The sequence below is a fragment of the Inhella sp. genome (assembly GCF_027532025.1).
Classification (GTDB): Bacteria; Pseudomonadota; Gammaproteobacteria; order Burkholderiales; family Burkholderiaceae_C; genus Inhella.
In genome coordinates, this window is record NZ_JAPZSY010000134.1 from 14,682 (window position 1) to 30,691 (window position 16,010).

General features: G+C 69.4%; 14 protein-coding genes and 1 tRNA gene. 10 read left to right on the forward strand and 5 right to left on the reverse strand.

Features of this window, described 5'->3' with window-relative positions; genetic code table 11:
* The first annotated feature begins 95 nt into the window (after window positions 1-95).
* Window positions 96-2,075 (forward strand): EAL domain-containing protein, encoded by a 1,980-nt coding sequence (locus tag O9335_RS15780; RefSeq protein WP_298389843.1) that lies wholly within the window; start codon window positions 96-98, stop codon window positions 2,073-2,075.
* A 13-nt stretch (window positions 2,076-2,088) separates the two neighbouring features.
* Here the strand turns inward: O9335_RS15780 and O9335_RS15785 are convergent, their stop codons facing one another.
* Complete coding sequence (locus O9335_RS15785) at window positions 2,089-4,059, reverse strand: RecQ family ATP-dependent DNA helicase (RefSeq protein WP_298389846.1); 1,971 nt, start codon at window positions 4,057-4,059, stop codon at window positions 2,089-2,091.
* A gap of 49 nt (window positions 4,060-4,108) precedes the next feature.
* On the opposite strand from O9335_RS15785, the gene O9335_RS15790 reads away from it, so the two are divergent.
* The gene (locus O9335_RS15790) at window positions 4,109-4,747 is read left to right on the forward strand and encodes a LysE family translocator (RefSeq protein ID WP_298389849.1); all 639 of its coding nucleotides are present in this window, start codon (window positions 4,109-4,111) and stop codon (window positions 4,745-4,747) included.
* Between the two features lie 72 nt (window positions 4,748-4,819).
* Here the strand turns inward: O9335_RS15790 and O9335_RS15795 are convergent, their stop codons facing one another.
* A complete protein-coding gene (locus O9335_RS15795; protein WP_298389851.1) occupies window positions 4,820-5,281 on the reverse strand; it encodes an Rrf2 family transcriptional regulator in 462 nt (153 codons plus the stop codon).
* Between the two features lie 795 nt (window positions 5,282-6,076).
* Here O9335_RS15795 and O9335_RS15800 point away from each other — a divergent pair.
* On the forward strand, window positions 6,077-6,805 hold the full coding sequence (locus tag O9335_RS15800; RefSeq protein ID WP_298389854.1) for an ABC transporter substrate-binding protein: 729 nt from the start codon (window positions 6,077-6,079) through the stop codon (window positions 6,803-6,805).
* A gap of 16 nt (window positions 6,806-6,821) precedes the next feature.
* Here O9335_RS15800 and O9335_RS15805 read toward each other — a convergent pair whose 3' ends face one another.
* Window positions 6,822-8,381, reverse strand: coding sequence for a DUF4139 domain-containing protein (locus O9335_RS15805; protein ID WP_298389857.1), 1,560 nt, complete (start codon window positions 8,379-8,381; stop codon window positions 6,822-6,824).
* Between the two features lie 58 nt (window positions 8,382-8,439).
* On the opposite strand from O9335_RS15805, the gene queC reads away from it, so the two are divergent.
* Both queC and O9335_RS15815 read left to right on the forward strand, forming a co-directional pair.
* Window positions 8,440-9,177 (forward strand): 7-cyano-7-deazaguanine synthase QueC, encoded by a 738-nt coding sequence (gene queC / locus O9335_RS15810; protein WP_298389860.1) that lies wholly within the window; start codon window positions 8,440-8,442, stop codon window positions 9,175-9,177.
* Window positions 9,171-9,707 (forward strand): LemA family protein, encoded by a 537-nt coding sequence (locus O9335_RS15815; protein WP_298389862.1) that lies wholly within the window; start codon window positions 9,171-9,173, stop codon window positions 9,705-9,707. The genes queC and O9335_RS15815 overlap by 7 nt, the downstream gene beginning before the upstream one ends.
* A gap of 30 nt (window positions 9,708-9,737) precedes the next feature.
* Here the strand turns inward: O9335_RS15815 and O9335_RS15820 are convergent, their stop codons facing one another.
* Both O9335_RS15820 and folE read right to left on the reverse strand, forming a co-directional pair.
* Complete coding sequence (locus O9335_RS15820; RefSeq protein ID WP_298389864.1) at window positions 9,738-10,160, reverse strand: BLUF domain-containing protein; 423 nt, start codon at window positions 10,158-10,160, stop codon at window positions 9,738-9,740.
* 4 nt (window positions 10,161-10,164) lie between these two features.
* Window positions 10,165-10,872 (reverse strand): GTP cyclohydrolase I, encoded by a 708-nt coding sequence (gene folE / locus O9335_RS15825; RefSeq protein WP_298389867.1) that lies wholly within the window; start codon window positions 10,870-10,872, stop codon window positions 10,165-10,167.
* Window positions 10,873-10,910: 38 nt separating this feature from the next.
* On the opposite strand from folE, the gene rsmB reads away from it, so the two are divergent.
* From rsmB to O9335_RS15850, 5 genes are all read left to right on the forward strand, one after another.
* Window positions 10,911-12,257: a 16S rRNA (cytosine(967)-C(5))-methyltransferase RsmB gene (rsmB, locus tag O9335_RS15830; RefSeq protein ID WP_298389870.1), complete on the forward strand. Its 1,347-nt coding sequence runs from the start codon at window positions 10,911-10,913 to the stop codon at window positions 12,255-12,257.
* A gap of 5 nt (window positions 12,258-12,262) precedes the next feature.
* Window positions 12,263-12,826 carry a DUF4390 domain-containing protein gene (locus O9335_RS15835; RefSeq protein ID WP_298389873.1) on the forward strand — a complete coding sequence of 188 codons (564 nt, stop codon included), beginning with the start codon at window positions 12,263-12,265 and terminating at the stop codon, window positions 12,824-12,826.
* A gap of 14 nt (window positions 12,827-12,840) precedes the next feature.
* Entirely contained in the window at window positions 12,841-15,138 is a 2,298-nt protein-coding gene (locus O9335_RS15840) for an ATP-binding protein (RefSeq protein WP_298389875.1), read from the forward strand.
* Between the two features lie 9 nt (window positions 15,139-15,147).
* A complete protein-coding gene (locus tag O9335_RS15845) occupies window positions 15,148-15,843 on the forward strand; it encodes a response regulator (protein ID WP_298389877.1) in 696 nt (231 codons plus the stop codon).
* Between the two features lie 38 nt (window positions 15,844-15,881).
* Window positions 15,882-15,956, forward strand: a tRNA-Phe gene (locus tag O9335_RS15850).
* Window positions 15,957-16,010: the final 54 nt, after the last annotated feature.

Sequence of the window (16,010 nt, forward strand, 5' to 3'; positions counted from 1 at the left end):
CGGGGCCGTCGGCGCGCGGGCATTCCCGGGCGATCGGTGGGGAGGGGGCTGTCGCACAATCGGGCGCTCTTTGCCCTGACCCACCGCCGCCGCCCATGCGTCGCCCCAACTTGTCGTTGCGCCAGCTCATCCTGCTTGCGGTGCTGGTGGGGATTTGCGCGCCCGCCGCGGCGGTGCTCGTGCTGTCGGACCGCCTGACGCGCGCCAGCGTGGAGCCGATCTTGGTCAGCCAGCGGGTGGCCGTGCTGAGCTTGGCCTCCACCTCCCTGGTGGACCCGCTGTGGGTGCTGGACGACGCCGCCACCAAACGGGCCGTCGACCAGCTGCTGGCCGATGCCAGCGTGTGCGGCGTTCATTTGTTGGAGGAACGCCCGGGCGCGCAGGAGCAAAAGATCAGCAAGTGCAGCCCCGGTTGGCCCACCGTGGACATGGCCGAGGCCATCAAGCGCGAGGGCATGTTGCTGGGCACCCTGACGGTGTCGTTCGACGACGGGGCCACCGACAAACTGGTGCGCGAGCGCCAGCAGCAGATCGTTGCCATCGTCGCCTTTCAGGTGGTGCTTGGCGGGGCCGTGATCTTGGTGGTGCTGTACGTGCGCCTGATCCGCCCCATCGACCGCCTCAAGCGCCAGGCCAGTGCCATTGCGGCACGCGAACCCCACGAGCAAGCCGACTGGCAGCGCGGCGACGAGTTGGGTGAGTTGGGCCAGCACCTGAACCACGCGGGCGAGCAGATCGACTCCTTGTTGGCCGACATGGAGGCCAAGAACACGCAGTTGCGTCAGATGGCCATGTACGACCACCTGACGCAGCTGCCCAACCGTACGCTGTTCCGCGAGGTCTTCACCCACGAGGCGGCGTTTGCGCGCCGACATCGGCACGTGATGGCGCTGCTGTTTGTCGATCTCGACCGCTTCAAGGCCATCAACGACACCCTGGGCCATGCCGCCGGGGACCGCTTGTTGCTGATGGTGAGCGAGCGCTTGCGCGGCGCGGTGCGGGGCTCGGATTTGGTGTGCCGCATCAGCGGCGACGAGTTCCTGCTGCTGCTCAGCGACGCCAAATCGCCCGAGATGGTGCAGGCCACGGTGCAGCGGATGTTGGAATCGTTGTCGGACATGCTCGAGTTGAGCGGCGGCCAGCAGGCGCAGGTGTCGGCCAGCGTGGGCATCGCGTTGTACCCGCAAGACGGCGAAGACTTTGACGAGCTGGTGCGCCATGCCGACATGGCCATGTACCAGGCCAAGCAGGATGGCCGCGCGCGTTACGCCTTCTACGAAGCCCACTTGGACGCAGCGCTGGCGGAGCGCCTGCAGTTGGAGCGCGAGCTGGTGGAGGCCATCCGCCACAACCAGTTGGTGCTGCACTACCAGCCCATCGTCGACGGCGCCTCTGGCGCGGTGCGGGCCGTGGAGGCCTTGGTGCGTTGGCGCCACCCCACGCGCGGTCTGCTGTACCCCGGCTCCTTCATCCAAGTGGCCGAGGAGTCGGGCCTGATCCGGGAGTTGGGGGCCTGGACTCTGGAGGCTGCTTGTCAGCAGATCAGCCATTGGAAGAGCCAAGGTCGCCATCCGGGCTCGGTGGCGGTGAACCTGTCGGCCAGCCATTTCCGCGACCAGCGGCTGCCCGAGCAGTTGCGCGAACTCATCCAGGTCCACGCGTTGTCGCCGGGCGAGCTGACGGTGGAATTGACCGAGAGCACGGTGATGACCGACAGCGCTACCTCGATGAGGACCATCGAGGCGCTGAACGCCATGGGCATCGAGCTGGCCGTGGACGATTTCGGCACGGGCTATTCGTCACTGGCCTACCTCAAGCTGCTGCGCCCGAAGAAGCTCAAGATCGACCGCAGCTTCGTGCGCGACGTGCCGGACGACCCCGACGATTGCGTGTTGGTGCGTGCCGTGCTGGGCCTGGCCCGGGCCTTGGAAATCGAGGTGGTGGCCGAGGGTGTGGAAACCGAGGCGCAACGGGCCTTCTTGTTGGGCGAGGCTTGCACCTCCCAACAAGGCTACTTGTTTGCCAAGCCCATGCCGCCCGATGAGCTGGTGGGGCGTTTGGCCCGCTGGCCCTGAGCCCATTCGGCGCTCAGGCTTGGAGCACGCGCAGGATGTCGCGCCCGTAGGCTTCCAGCTTCTTGGCGCCCACGCCGCTCACCGCCCCCACTTCGGCCAAGGTTTGTGGGTGGCGTGACGCCAACTCGTGCAGCGTGCTGTTGGGAAAGATCAGGTAAGCGGGCAGGTCGTGCTCGCGGGCCACTTCGGTGCGCCAGGCTTTGAGCGCCTCCCAGCGCGCGTGTGCTGCCGCATCCAGGTGCATGGCGACGGCCGGACTGCCGGTGCCTCTGCGGGCCTTGGGTGCCCGGCCCTCGCCCGTGCCCTCGCGCAGCTTCACGGTTTGGTCGCCGCGCAGCACGGGTTTGGCGGCCTCGCCCAGGCTCAGGGTTTGGTACTCGCCCTCGACCTCGATGGCGCTCATGGCGATGAGCTGGCGCAGCACCGCGCGCCACTGCGTTTCGCTCACGTTCTTGCCAATGCCCCAGGTGCTGAGCGTGTCGTGCCCGTGCTGGCGGGTTTTGTCGGTGGCCTTGCCGCGCAGCACGTCGATTAGGTGGCCGGCGCCGAAGTGCTGGTTGCGCTCTTTGCGGAAGCGGTAGATGCAGCTCAGGGCCATGCGCGCGGGCTCGGTCGCGTCCCACACGGCGGGCGGCGACAGGCAGTTGTCGCAATTGCCGCACTGGTAGATCGCCCCCAGTCTCCGCCCCTGTGCGGCTTCGCCCCCCCCCGAGGGGGCGCGCCCGCCTTGGGGCGGCCCGGCGGCGGGCGTCGCGCCGCTCGCGGCCGAGTCCTCGCCGAAGTAAGCCAGCAGGCGCCGGCGTCGGCAGTCGGTGCTCTCGGCCAGGGCCAGCAGGGCGTCGAGCTTGGCGCGCTGCACGCGTTTGAACTCCTCGCCCGCGGGGCTTTCGTCGATCATGCGGCGCTGCTGCACCACGTCGGCCAGGCCGTAGGCCATCCAGGCGTTGGCCGGCTCGCCGTCGCGGCCGGCGCGGCCGGTCTCTTGGTAATAGCCTTCGATGTTCTTGGGCAGGTCCAGGTGGGCGACGAAGCGCACGTCGGGCTTGTCGATGCCCATGCCGAACGCGATCGTGGCCACCATCACCACGCCCTCGTCGCGCAGGAAGCGGTCTTGGTGCTGGGCGCGCGTGGCGCTGTCCAGGCCTGCGTGGTAGGGCAGGGCCTTCACGCCTTGGCCCTGCAGCCACTCGGCGGTTTCGTCGACCTTCTTGCGGCTGCCGCAGTAAACGATGCCGGCGTCCAGACTGCCGCCCTCCCGGTGCTCGGCGTACAGGAAGCGCAGCAGCTGGGCGCGCGGGTCGCTCTTTTCGACCACGCGGTAGCGGATGTTGGGCCGGTCGAAGCTCGCGATGAAGGCTTGGGCGTCTTGCAGCTGCAGGCGTTCGACCATGTCGGCACGCGTGTGGGCGTCGGCCGTGGCGGTGAGCGCCATGCGCGGCACGCCGGGGTAGCGCTCGTGCAGCAGGCTTAAGGAGAGGTAGTCCTCGCGGAAGTCGTGCCCCCACTGGCTGACGCAGTGCGCCTCGTCGATGGCGAAGAGGCTGAGCAGGCCGCGCTCGTGCAGCGAGTCGAGCAGGGCCTGAAAGCGCGCGTTGGTCACCCGCTCGGGGGCGGCATACAGCAGGGTCAGCTCGCCGCTGAGCAGCTCGCGCTCGATGCGTTTCGTGGCCTCGAAGTCCAGCGTGCTGTTCAGAAAGGCGGCCTTGACGCCGACTTCCTCCAGCGCACCGACTTGGTCGTGCATCAGCGCGATGAGCGGGCTGACCACCAGCGTGACGCCCCGGCCCCGGCGTTGCCGCACGATGGCCGGGATTTGGTAGCACAGCGACTTGCCGCCGCCGGTGGGCATGAGCACCAGCGCGTCGCGCCCGGCGATGGCGGCGTCGACGACGTCGCGTTGCAGGCCGCGGAAGTTCGGGTAGCCGAAGACCTGTTGGAGGACCTGCAGCGCGGGGTCGGCGGAAGGGGCGGTCAAAGCGGGCATGGGGTCGGCATGGGCGCGCGATTGTCGCGGCGCTGCGGAGAATGGTGCGATGGACGCCCTGCTCAGCCTGCCGCAAGTGCTCGCCTTCGTGGGCGCCGCCTTGCTGGTCACCGTCGCTCCCGGCCCCGACAACCTGATGGTGCTGAGCCTGGGCTTGGCCCGGGGTCGCCGGGCGGGCCTTGCCTTCGGCGCCGGTTGCGCGCTGGGCTGCCTGAACCACACGGCGCTGGCCGCGCTCGGTGTGGGGGCCTTGATTGCGGCGTCTCCGACGGCGTTCACCGCGCTGCGGTGGGCCGGAGGGCTCTACTTGGTGTGGATCGGCGTCGGTGCCTTGCGCGCCAGTTGGCGATCGCCCGAGGGCAACGCCCCGCGAGCCGTGCCGCCCGACCCGCCGCGCCGTTTGTTTTTCAAGGGCTTGGCCGTGAATGCCATCAACCCCAAGGTGGTGCTGTTTTTCTTGGCCTTTTTGCCCCAGTTCGTCGATCCGCTGCGGGGCCACGCTGCCGGGCAGGTCGTGCAGTTGGGTCTGGCGTTCACGCTGCAGGCCCTGCTGGTGTTTGGGGCCATCGGGTGGTTCGCCGGCCGTGTGGGCGAGCGACTGCAGCAGCGCCCGGGCTTGACTCGTGGGCTCGACGGGATCGCGGGCCTGGTCTTCGTGGGCTTGGGCTTGCGCTTGTTGGTGGCCTGAGCGTCCCCGGGGCGTGGTGCAACCCCGCCCCGGGGCCGTTCGGCGACAGCCTGGGTTTGTGCCTTGCAGCCTTTAGGCCAGGGTGGCCGCCGGGTGGTGCACGGCTTCGCGCTCGGGGCGCGGCGTCGAAGTGCGCGGCGGCAGGCAGTCCGCCAAGGTGCGCGTCTCCAGCCAGCGCAAGGCCTCGGCTTCCAAGCCATCAAGCAGCGCGCCGGTGGCGGTTTGCTCGATGGACGTGGGCTCGTCATCCTCGGGGGCTTCCCGGGCCCCCGTGAGGGTGTGCTGACCCACGGCGCGGGCGACCTCGGCGATGGACAGGTCGTGCGGACTGCGCGCCAGCAGGTAACCCCCGCCGGGGCCGCGCAGGCTGTCGACCAGGTCGGCGCCCCGCAGCTTGCCGAAGACGGCTTCCAGGTACGACAAGGACACACCCAAGCGAGGGGCGAGGGCGGTCAGGGCCAGCGGCTGGCCACAGCGGGTTTCGGCGAGTTCGACCAAGGCCGAGACCGCCACGCTGAGGCGACGGTTAGGCATGGTGGGCGCCTCCTCGTACCGTGTGCAGGGAAGGCGACCCAAAAAACAGATTGACGATTGGCATGTCAACTCCACGTGTGCCCCGCCAAGGCCCAGTCTGGGCGGCTTTGCGGGGGAGTTCCCAAAACGTCGGACCCGACGGGTGCGACGAACGAGGCCGGTTCTTGCCCGGCCAGGGACTCAGGAGCGTGTACGGGGCGGCCTCAGCGGGCCTTCCAGAAAGGGACCCTTGGAGGCGGGGTCGTGGGGATGCCTACGCCAGGTTTGGAGCGCGTGCCCAGCGTGCCCAGGTGGGTGAGCACCCACGGCCAAGCTGGGTTCGGTCAGACCACCGTCGGTGCCGCCTTGGGCGGCGGCATCGTCCAAAGGGATCGGGACGCGTGCAGGGTCAACGCCGTAAGCTGCGTCGGCATCGGGCGATATCGCGGTGGTCGCTGGGGTCATCGCGGCGGTGGAGGTCTGCGCGCAAGCCGGCAGGCCGTGGGTCATCCCGACCACAACCCAAACCAGATGGAAGATCCAGCGCCACGCATTCATGTCCCCATTTTAGTGAAGGGCGTGTGATTCGGGACGTCATGGGCGTTGGCCGATGCAGAGCCCAGCTCCGGCAATATGTCACAGCTGGCTCGGGATGCCCAGCATGGGCCTGGTCAGCTTGTTGTGGCAGCGTGTTCCCCCCAAGAGGCGATGGCCCAGCGAAGCGACAGCAGCATGACGATCCCCCTGCCTCCCCCGGCGCTCCGGAGCCGACGCGTTTGGGTTCAGTGCGCATTGGCGCTCGGATGGACCGCCTGTTTGGGGCCGGCCGCTTGGGGTGGTCCCGCCAAGCCCAGGCTCAAGCTCAGGGTCGGGTGGCTGAATTCGCCGCCTTACCAATTCGACACGCCGCACGGGCCCGCGGGCCTGGACATCGAGCTGATGGGCTTGTGGGCGCAGGCCGCTGGCGTGCAACTGGAGTGGGTGCAAGCCACGTGGGCGCGGCAATTGCTGGAGGCATCGTCTGGCGGGCTGGACTTGATGATGTCGGCCACCCCCTCCGAAGAGCGGCGTGTTTATGCCGACTTCACGGCCCCCTACCGCGATGAGCACCTCGGTTTGGTGGCGCTGGCCGGGCATAACCTGGCGTTGACCCACCTGAGCGACTTGGAGGGCCAGTCGGTCAAGGTCGGGGTCATGCGGGGCGTGGCGTTTCCCCCGGCGGTGGCCCAGGCTTTTGCCAAGCCGGCCTTGCAGCGCTTGCTGGTGCCCATGCGCGGGCACGATCTGACCTTGGAGGCGTTGCGTGCGCGGCGCCTTCACTACATCGTGGGCGATGCGATTTCGCTGAGCCACCACGCGGAGCGGGACTCGGGCGCGCCCATCGTGGTGGCCCTGCGTTTCGCACCCGCACCGGTGCACGTGCTGGTGTCGCGCCAGACCTTGGCTCGGGTACCGGGCCTGATGGCCCGACTGAACGACGCCTTGGCCCGTGTGCGCGGCAGCGCCGCTTGGCTGCAGGTGCTGGCGCGTTACCCGGGCACCTGATCGGGCCGCCGTCCCCTCATTCGGGCCACCCCTCCACCCCCATGTCTTTGGGCGCGCTGAGCTGGTGGCTGACCGTCAGGCGTTGGGATTCTTGCGGCGCCAGGGTCAGGCGCCAGAGCCGGGTGCCGGGCAACTCGCGCCAAGTGCCGGGCGCAGGCTCGGGGACGTAGCGCGATTGCACCTGGATGTCTTGGTGTTGGGCCACGGGGCCGGCCTCCAGCACTTGAACCGCGAGGGGCTTGCCACTGGCGTTGCTCAGCGTGTAGGCGCGCTGCACCGTCACCGTCTTGCGGCTGCCGATGAAGCCGCCGTTGCCGCCGTCCAGACCTTGGGGCTCGACGCGCACGCGCACCCGATCGTCCGGCCCGAAGAACAGCCGCTCGGACGTCTCCTGCCCTGGCGCCCAGTGGCTGCGACCGACGAACTGGCCGTCGCGCAGCAGTTGCACCGCCCCAGGGGGGAAGAAGCCTTCGGGGCGGGCCACGGTGGCCAGCAGGAAAGCTTGCACGCCGTTTTGCGGTTGAACGTGCGTCACGACCTGGGCGGGCCAGCTCAAGCGGTCCAGGCGCACGTGGCGGCGCTCGTTGCCGCTGGCCACCGTGGTGGCGCCGGGCACGGTGAATTGCAGGTCGAAGTCGCTCTCGAAGGACGGCAAGGGCTGGTCGATGCGGGAGCCCGTGACCTGGACGCGATCCAGCTCGGGGGAGGGGGCCATCGGCATGGCCATGGCGGCCGGCGCGGGCGTCGCGCGTTTCCAGGCCTCGGGCACGCGGAGCTCCAGCTTGTTCAGCAACCAGGGCGAAGGGTCCACCTGGCCCATGGCCCGGTCGGGTCGGCGGGTGCTGAGCACCAGGGCGATGTCGCGCCAGCGCTCGCCCGTGGTTTGCTGCACCTCGGCCAAGCGGTCCAGTTGCACGCGTGAGGCCGCGCTGTCGAGGTCGGCGCGGTAGCTGGGCTGCCAGCCGGCGCGCTGGGTGCGGCCCGTCAGGCGCAATTCGCCGGCTTGGGGCGCGTTGACTTGCACGGTCACACGCAGCCAGGCGCCGACGTCGCCGCCCTCTTGCTGTCGCTGCTGCAGCAGGGGCTGCAGTTGGCGGTTCAAGGTGTCGACCTGGCGCTGCAGCGCGTTCTTTTGCTTGAGGGCGTCCAGCCCTTGGCGGCGCAGCGTCTCGCCCGTGGTGGGCTGGAAGCCCGCCTTGCCCACCTCCTTCAGGTAGCCCAGGTGCAAGTCCAGCGCCTGGCGCTCGGCCAGCAAGGTGGCGATCTGCTCCTCGAGGGCTTGGATTTGGGCGTCCAAGGCCGCGTCCCCGCTGCAGCCAGCGGCCGCTTTGGGCACGGTTTGCACGCGCAACTCGCCCGTGCGCACGCTGCCCAGCCCTTGGGCAACGAAGCCGTCGGTCTCGTAGCGGTCGGGGATGCAGGCGAAGACCACCTCCGCCGCCCCGGCGGGGACGGCCTGAACACGCTGAACCTCGGCGCCGCCGGGGTAGACCAAGGCCTGGGTGATGCGGCTCTGTGCCCAGGCATGGCCGGCGGCCAGGGCCAGGGCGATGACGGCAAGACGGCGAAAGGGCATGGTTCCTCCTGAGGCAACGGGGCGCTCATCTTGGCACGCTGGCACACTCTGGCGCACCGTGAACACCAACGCTCCCGACCCCCGCACCGCGCTCGTCCTGTTCTCGGGCGGGCAAGACTCCACCGCCTGCCTGGCCTGGGCCCTGGACCGCTACGCCCGCGTCGAAACCCTGGGTTTCGACTACCGGCAGCGCCACCGCATCGAATTGGACTGCCGGCTCGTCGTGCGGGCGCAGATCGCCGCGCAGTTCCCCGCGTGGCGCGCGCGCTTGGGGGACGACCACCTGCTGGACCTGGCTCTGCTGGCCCAGCTGAGCGACACGGCGCTGACGAGCGAGCGCGCCATCGAGCTGCAGGCCAACGGCCTGCCCAACACCTTCGTGCCCGGGCGCAACTTGCTGTTCCTGACGCTGGCCGCCACCGTGGCCTACCGCCGCGGGGCCAGCGTGCTGGTGGGGGGCATGTGCGAGACGGACTACTCCGGCTACCCGGATTGCCGCGACAACACCATCAAGGCGCAGCAAATCGCCTTGAGCCTGGGGCTGGATGCGCCCATGACCATCGAGACCCCGCTGATGTTCTTGACCAAGGCCGCCACCTGGCGCTTGGCCCAGGCCTTGGGGGGCGACGCGCTGGTCGAGTTGACCCGCGAGCACACGCACACCTGCTACCTGGGTGAGCGCGGTCAGCGCCACGCCTGGGGCCACGGGTGTGGTCAGTGCCCGGCTTGCACCTTGCGCGCCCAGGGGCATGCGCAGTACTTGGCCGAACGGGCCAACCTGGGTGCCGCATGCTGATCGCGGCTTGGCTCCTGCTGGCCTTGCTGGTGTTTTGGGGCCTGGGGGCCTACCACCGCCTCACGCGCCTGCGCGCCGGCATCGGCAGCGCGTGGCAGCAGTTGGAGCCGGCGCTGCGGACCCTGGCCAGCGCCGGGCAGCAATTGGCCGAGCGGGGCCGAGGTTGGCTGCCGGCCGAAGGGTCGGCCTTGGATGGGCTGATGCAAACCAGCGCCGACCTGCTGGTGGCCGTGCAAGCCGTGGCCGCGCGCCCCCACGCCGCCGAGCCCGTGGTTCAGTTGGCGGTGGCGCATGCTTTGCACGCGGCCGCCTTGCAGCGCGTTCGCAGCCTGTTGGCCCTGGTGGAGCACGACGAGCCGGACGCCGAGCGCCGCACGCTGTTGGTCAGCCTGCAAGGCGCCGAGCAGCAGCGCGACTTCGCCCGCCAACTTTTCAACCAACGGGTACAAGGCTTCAACGCGGCGCAAGCCGCTTGGCCCACGCGGGCGCTCACCGGGCTGTTTGGGTTCCACGACGCCGGCATGCTCTGAGCGCCGGGTGGCTTCCCCGGCAGCGGCGGCTCAGTGGCAGACGATGGCGCCGGTGGCGATCAATTCGTCGAACAAGGCCGCCACGGCCTGGCCGCTCATGGCGTAGGGGTCCAGGCGTGTGCTGCGGCCGTACTTCAGCACCAGGGCCGGGTTCAAGCGTTGCAGGTTCACCTGCCCCATGCTCCAGCCCGAAAAGCGCCGCTCGCCGATTTCTTCGTACGACAGCAGGGTCACGTCCTGGTGGCGCGCGTCGGCCACCACGCGGTTGTAGAGCGCGTTGACGGCTTCGCGGCCGCCTTCCAGCACCTGCACGAAGACGCCGTCGGTGTGGCAGAGCAGCCCGGTGATGCCGTGGCTGGGGTTGTTTTGGCGGGATTGGCGCAGCACGTTGGCCAAGTCCGTCTCGGCGAAGGCTTCGCCCACGCGGCTGGCGTAAATCAAGCGAACAAGCATGGGGTCAGTCCTTCTTCGACAGCAGCGACAGGAATTCGCGGCGCAGGTTGGCGTCCTTCAAGAAGGCGCCGCGCATCACGGAATTGGTCATCTTGGATTCGGTGTCTTTCACGCCGCGCCAGGCCATGCAGAAGTGGTCGGCCTCCATCACCAGGGCCAGGCCATCGGGCTGCACGCGCTCCTGCAGTTCGTTGGCCAGCATGGTCACGGCTTCTTCCTGGATTTGCGGGCGGCTCATCACCCAGTCGGCCAAGCGCACGTACTTGGACAATCCGATCAGGTTGCTGTGCTCGTTGGGCAACAGGCCGATCCACAGCCGGCCCAGGATGGGGCACAGGTGGTGCGAGCAGGCGCTGCGCACGGTGATGGGCCCGACGATCATCAGCTCGTTCAGGCGCGTCACGTTGGGGAATTCAGTCACCGAGGGCGCCGGCTTGTAGCGGCCGGCGAACACCTCGCGCACGAACATCTTGGCCACGCGTTTGGCGGTTTCCTGGGTGTTGTGATCGCTGTCGGTGTCGATCACCAGCGCCCGCAGCACGCCTTGCAGTTGCTGCTGCACTTCGGCTTGAAGGGCGTCCAGTTCCCCGGGGCGGATGAAGTCGGCGATGTTGTCGTTCGCATGGTGCCGGCAGCCGGCACTGACGAGCCGGTAGCGGATGCGTTCGGAAACGGGGGCGTCGTCGCCGGGCGGGTGTGTGAATTCGCTCATGCGCCGATTGTGGGGGGCGGCTGCCTAAACTGCCTGCGATGTCCGATCAAATTCCCAGCCCGAGCCTGCACCAGCTGCTGCGCGAGGCCGCCCGCGCCCTGGCGGCCCTGCGTCAAGGACGCAACCTGGATGCCGCGCTGGAGGCCGCGCCCGGCCCGCTGCGCGGCGGCGCGCAAGCCCTGGCCTACGCGGCCACCCGACGCTTGGGCAGCGGGCAGGCTCTGCTGAAGGTTTTGGTGCCCAAGCGGCCGCCCCCGGCGGCCGAGGCACTGCTGCTGGTCGCGCTGGCGCAATTGCGCGGGGGCGGGCAGCACGCCGATCACACGGTGGTCAACCAAGCCGTGCAAGCCGCGCGCCAGTGGGCCTCGCCGCAAGCGGCGCTCATCAATGCGGTGCTGCGGCGCTACCTTCGGGAGCGCGACAGCCTGGAGGCCGCGCTGCGCGGTGACGAGGCCCACCACGAACACCCGGCTTGGTGGGTGCAGCGGCTGCAGCGCGATTGGCCCGAGCACGCGACCGCGCTGCTCGCGCAAGCGCAGGCCGCGCCACCCTTCACCTTGAGGGTCAACCGCCGCCACAGCTCGGTCGAAGCCTACGGCCGCGCGATGGTCGAGGCGGGCCTGCAGGGGCGCCCCTTGGGCCCCGCCTTCCCCGAAGGCTTGTGGGTCGATCCGCCCTGCCCGGTGCAGCGCCTGCCTGGCTTTGAGGCGGGTTGGGTGTCGGTGCAAGACGCCTCGGCGCAACGCGCGGCGCCTTTGCTGGTGCACGGGGAGGGCAGCTTGCCGCCACTGCCTCAGGGGGCGCGTGTGCTGGACGCCTGTGCCGCCCCAGGCGGCAAGACCGCCCACTTGCTGGAGCTGGGCGACTTCGACCTGCTGGCCCTGGACGCCGACGCGCAGCGCTTGCGCAAGGTGGACGACACCCTGCGCCGCCTGCGGTTGAAGGCTCGCACCCAGGCCGCCGACGCCCGCGACGTGGCGTCTTGGTGGGACGGCCGCCCCTTCGACGCCATCTTGCTCGACGCCCCGTGCAGCGCCAGCGGCATCAACCGCCGCCACCCCGACGTGCGCTGGCTGCGCCGCGAGTCCGACCTCGCCGAACTGGCCCGCATTCAAGCCGGCTTGCTCGATGCCCTGTGGCCGACCCTGGCCCCAGGCGGACGGCTGCTGTACGCCACGTGCAGCCTGTTCGCCGCCGAAGGGCGCGACCAGGTCGCGGCGTTTTTGCAACGCCAGCCCGAGGCCCGGCTGCTGCTGCGTCCGGGAATCCAGGGCCACCTGCTGGGCCTGCCAGACAATCCGGCCGACGCCGCCGCGTCGCCCGGTCTGCCACCGGGCGACGGCTTCTTCTACGCGCTGTTCCAGCGCTGCCCACCCACCGCCTGAGCCCCTTGCTGCGACGCCGCACCTTCGCCGCTGTCCTTCTCGCCAGCCCCTGGCTGGCTCGGGCCTGGGCGCAGGAATCCGTGGAGGCCCCGCTGCAGGTGCAACGCGACGACCGCTTGCTGGAGCTGACCTACGCCATCAAGCTGGAACTGCCCCCCACGCTGGCCGACGCGCTGCAGCGCGGCGTGGCCCTGCACTTTGTGGCCGAGGCCCGTGTGCGTCGCTACCGCTGGTACTGGCGCAACGCCGTTGTGGCCGAAGGCGAGCGCCGCTGGCGCCTGAGCTACCAGCCTTTGACCCGGCAGTACCGTGTGGCCACCAGCGGGGGGCTGAGCCAGTCGTTCGACACGCTGACCGACGCGCTCAGCGTCATCCGCCGCGCCAGCCGCTGGACGCTGGAGCTGCGCGAAGAGCCTGAGCTGGGCGCGAGCTACGACCTCGAATTCAGCTTGCGGCTGGATGCCTCCCAGCTGCCCGGCCCGGTGCAAATCGGCCTGGGCACGCGGGCCGCGCTGGAAGCGCGCGAGTCCCGGCCCCTGCACCCCATGGAGCTGGGGCTCGCCAGTTGAGGCCGACCGATCCCATGGCCGACACGGCTGCCTTGTCCCCCCGCGATTCGTCGCGAAGCCAAGCGGTGCGATGGGCCTGGATGCTGTCCTTGCTGGCCGTGGCCATCGCCAGCGGTGCGCTGGCTTTCCTCTTGTCCATTGGCGCCACCACCCCGGCCGGCTTTTTCGAGCGCCACCAGCGCTGGCTGTATTGGGTCAACCTGGGCGTTGGCGGCTTGCTCGGCCTGGTGGTGCTGGTGGCGGCGGTGCGGCTCATGCTGCGCGTGCGCCGTGGTCGTTTTGGCGCCCAACTCCTGGGCCGGCTGGCGCTGGTGCTCGCGGGCGTGTCGCTGCTGCCCGGCTTGCTGATTTACGGCGTGTCTTACGCCTTCGTGAACCGCTCCATCGAAAGCTGGTTCGACGAGCGGCTGGCCAGTGCCCTGGACGCGGGCTTGAACCTCGGCCGCGCCACGCTCGACGCCCGCGTCCAGGAACTGTCGGCCCAGGCCCGCATCGGTGCCCAACGGGTGGCCGACGAAGCCGGCGCCCGCAATGCCCTCACGCTGGAGCGGCTGCGCGAGCAGTGGCTGGCTGAGCGCGTGGCCCTGCTGGGGCCCAACGGGCAGGTGCTGTCGGAGGTCAGTGACCTGCGCGACGTCCCTGTCAGTCCCCGCCTTGAGCGGGCCGATCGCGTGGACACGGCCTTGCTGAGGCGCGCCGAGCGCGATGGCAGCGCAGGCCGCGTCGAGGGCCTGGACGAGGAGCCCAGCCAAGGCCACCCGCGCATCGTCGTCATCGCCTCGGTGCCCAGCACGGGGTTGTCGCTCACCAGCAGCCAGCGCTACCTGTTGGTCTGGCAGCCCCTGCCCAGCGGCCTGACCGCCAACGCCCTGGCCGTGCAGACAGCGGCCCAGGAGTACCAGCGCCGCATTTACGAGCGAGACGGCCTGCGCCGCATGTACCTGGGCACGCTGACCTTGGTCGTGATCTTGGCCGTCTTCATCGCCCTGCTGCTGGCCGTCCAACTGGGCAACGGCCTGGCCAAGCCGCTGCTGTTGCTGGCCGATGGCGTGCGCCAGGTGGCGGCGGGCGACCTCACCCGCAAACCCGTGCTCGCCAGCCGCGACGAGCTGGGTGGTCTGACCCGCGCCTTTGCCGACATGACCGAGCAGCTGGGGCAGGCCCGTGAGCAGGCCCAGCAATCCATGGCGGCGCTGGAGCAAGCGCGAGCACGCCTGCAGACCCTGCTCGACAACCTCACCGCTGGGGTCATCGTGTTCGACCGCGAGCGCCGCATCGCCAGCGTCAACGCCAGCGCCACCCGCATCTTGCGCCAGCCCCTGGCCGGCGCCGTGGGGGCCCCGCTCAGCCTGATGCCGGCCTTGCGCGACTTGGATGCGCTGCTGTGGCCGCGTTTCAACAGCCTGAGCGATGGCGCCGGCCCGGGCCTCGAGCACTGGCAGTTGGCCCACGACCTGACCCTGCCCCAGCACCCTGCGGCCGTCACCCTGTTGCTGCGCGGCGCCGAGCTGCCCGACGGCCAGTGGCTGCTGGTGTTCGACGACATCAGCGAGCTGGTGTCCGCCCAGCGCACCGAGGCCTGGGGCGAGGTGGCCCGTCGCTTGGCGCACGAAATCAAGAACCCGCTCACGCCCATCCAGTTGTCGGCCGAGCGCCTGGAGCATCGGCTGGCCGCCAAGCTGTCCGAGGACACCGACCGCGCCATGCTCACGCGCTGCGTCGCCACCATCGTCAACCAGGTGCAGGCCATGAAGCAGCTGGTCAATGAGTTTCGCGACTACGCTCGCCTGCCCGCGGCCCGCCTGGCCCCGCTCGACCTCAATGCTTTGGTCACCGACGTCATCGCGCTCTACCCCGATGCGGTGGAACAAGGGCGCTTGCGAATCCAGCTCGAAACCGGGCTGCCGGCGCTCATGGGCGACGCCAGCCAACTGCGGCAAGTCATCCACAACCTCGTGCAAAACGCGCTCGACGCCGTGAGTGATCGCCCTGATGGGCGCGTTGTTGTAGATACGAAACAATCCAAGCACGACGACGGCACGGCTCGCGCCGTTCGGCTCACCCTGACCGACAACGGTCCGGGCTTTGCCGAACCGGTGTTGGCCCGCGCCTTCGAACCCTATGTCACCACCAAAGCCAAAGGCACGGGCCTGGGCTTGGCGGTGGTCAAGAAGATCGCCGACGAACACGCCGCCACCATCCGCTTGAGCAACCTGCCCCAGCCTCCCGACGCCACCGCACCCCAGGCCTTGGCCGGCGGCGCCCGCGTGTCCCTCACCTTCACCCAGCTCGCGCCCGACGGCGCCGCCTGACCCTCTCGCATGGCATCCATCCTTGTTGTTGACGACGAACTCGGCATCCGCGGCTTGCTCTCTGAAATCCTCGGCGACGAAGGGCACACGGTCGAGCTGGCGGAGAACGCTGCCCAAGCTCGCGCTGCTCGCGAGCGCGCTGCCCCCGACCTCGTGCTGCTCGACATCTGGATGCCCGACGTCGACGGCATCACCCTGCTGAAGGAATGGAGCGCGGCCGGCTTGCTGACCATGCCGGTCATCATGATGAGCGGGCACGGCACCATCGACACCGCTGTTGAGGCCACCAAGCACGGCGCCATGGCTTTCCTGGAAAAACCGATCACGCTGCAAAAGCTGCTGCGCTCGGTCGAGTTGGGCTTGCAGCGCAACACCCCGCGTCCCGCGCCGGCCGTGGCGGCGCCCACGGGCTGGCCTCGCCCTGAAGAGCCGGTGACCTACACCAGCGTGCCCATGAATGGCGTGGTCACCCACAGCCTGTCGCCCACGCCGTCCGGCCCGTCGCCCGACCAGGTGTTTCACCTGGACCGCCCCTTGCGTGAGGCGCGCGATGCTTTCGAGCGCAGCTACTTCGAGTTCCATTTGGCCAAGGAGGGCGGCTCCATGACCCGCGTGGCTGAGAAGACGGGTTTGGAGCGCACCCACCTGTACCGCAAGCTCAAGCAACTGGGCGTGGACATCAGCCGCGCCAAGCGCGGCGGCTGAGCCTCCGACCCACTGTGCTATAGTCTTTGGCTCTCTTGGCCTGGTAGCTCAGTTGGTAGAGCAGCGGATTGAAAATCCGCGTGTCGGTGGTTCGAATCCGCCTCCGGGCACCACTCCCAGATCAGCCCCCTACAGCGACCAGCTCGGTCGCGCCGCCAGCCGCGCGC

Excerpts from the sequence above, each read along its gene's own strand:
- O9335_RS15805 (WP_298389857.1), bottom strand. The coding sequence starts at position 8,381 with ATGCCCTTTCGCCGTCTTGCCGTCATCGCCCTGGCCCTGGCCGCCGGC.
- O9335_RS15785 (WP_298389846.1), bottom strand. The coding sequence starts at position 4,059 with ATGCCCGCTTTGACCGCCCCTTCCGCCGACCCCGCGCTGCAGGTCCTC.
- O9335_RS15840 (WP_298389875.1), top strand. The coding sequence starts at position 12,841 with ATGGCCGACACGGCTGCCTTGTCCCCCCGCGATTCGTCGCGAAGCCAA.
- O9335_RS15780 (WP_298389843.1), top strand. The coding sequence starts at position 96 with ATGCGTCGCCCCAACTTGTCGTTGCGCCAGCTCATCCTGCTTGCGGTG.
- O9335_RS15820 (WP_298389864.1), bottom strand. The coding sequence starts at position 10,160 with ATGCTTGTTCGCTTGATTTACGCCAGCCGCGTGGGCGAAGCCTTCGCC.
- O9335_RS15790 (WP_298389849.1), top strand. The coding sequence starts at position 4,109 with ATGGACGCCCTGCTCAGCCTGCCGCAAGTGCTCGCCTTCGTGGGCGCC.
- rsmB (WP_298389870.1), top strand. The coding sequence starts at position 10,911 with ATGTCCGATCAAATTCCCAGCCCGAGCCTGCACCAGCTGCTGCGCGAG.
- O9335_RS15845 (WP_298389877.1), top strand. The coding sequence starts at position 15,148 with ATGGCATCCATCCTTGTTGTTGACGACGAACTCGGCATCCGCGGCTTG.
- O9335_RS15815 (WP_298389862.1), top strand. The coding sequence starts at position 9,171 with ATGCTGATCGCGGCTTGGCTCCTGCTGGCCTTGCTGGTGTTTTGGGGC.
- folE (WP_298389867.1), bottom strand. The coding sequence starts at position 10,872 with ATGAGCGAATTCACACACCCGCCCGGCGACGACGCCCCCGTTTCCGAA.
- O9335_RS15795 (WP_298389851.1), bottom strand. The coding sequence starts at position 5,281 with ATGCCTAACCGTCGCCTCAGCGTGGCGGTCTCGGCCTTGGTCGAACTC.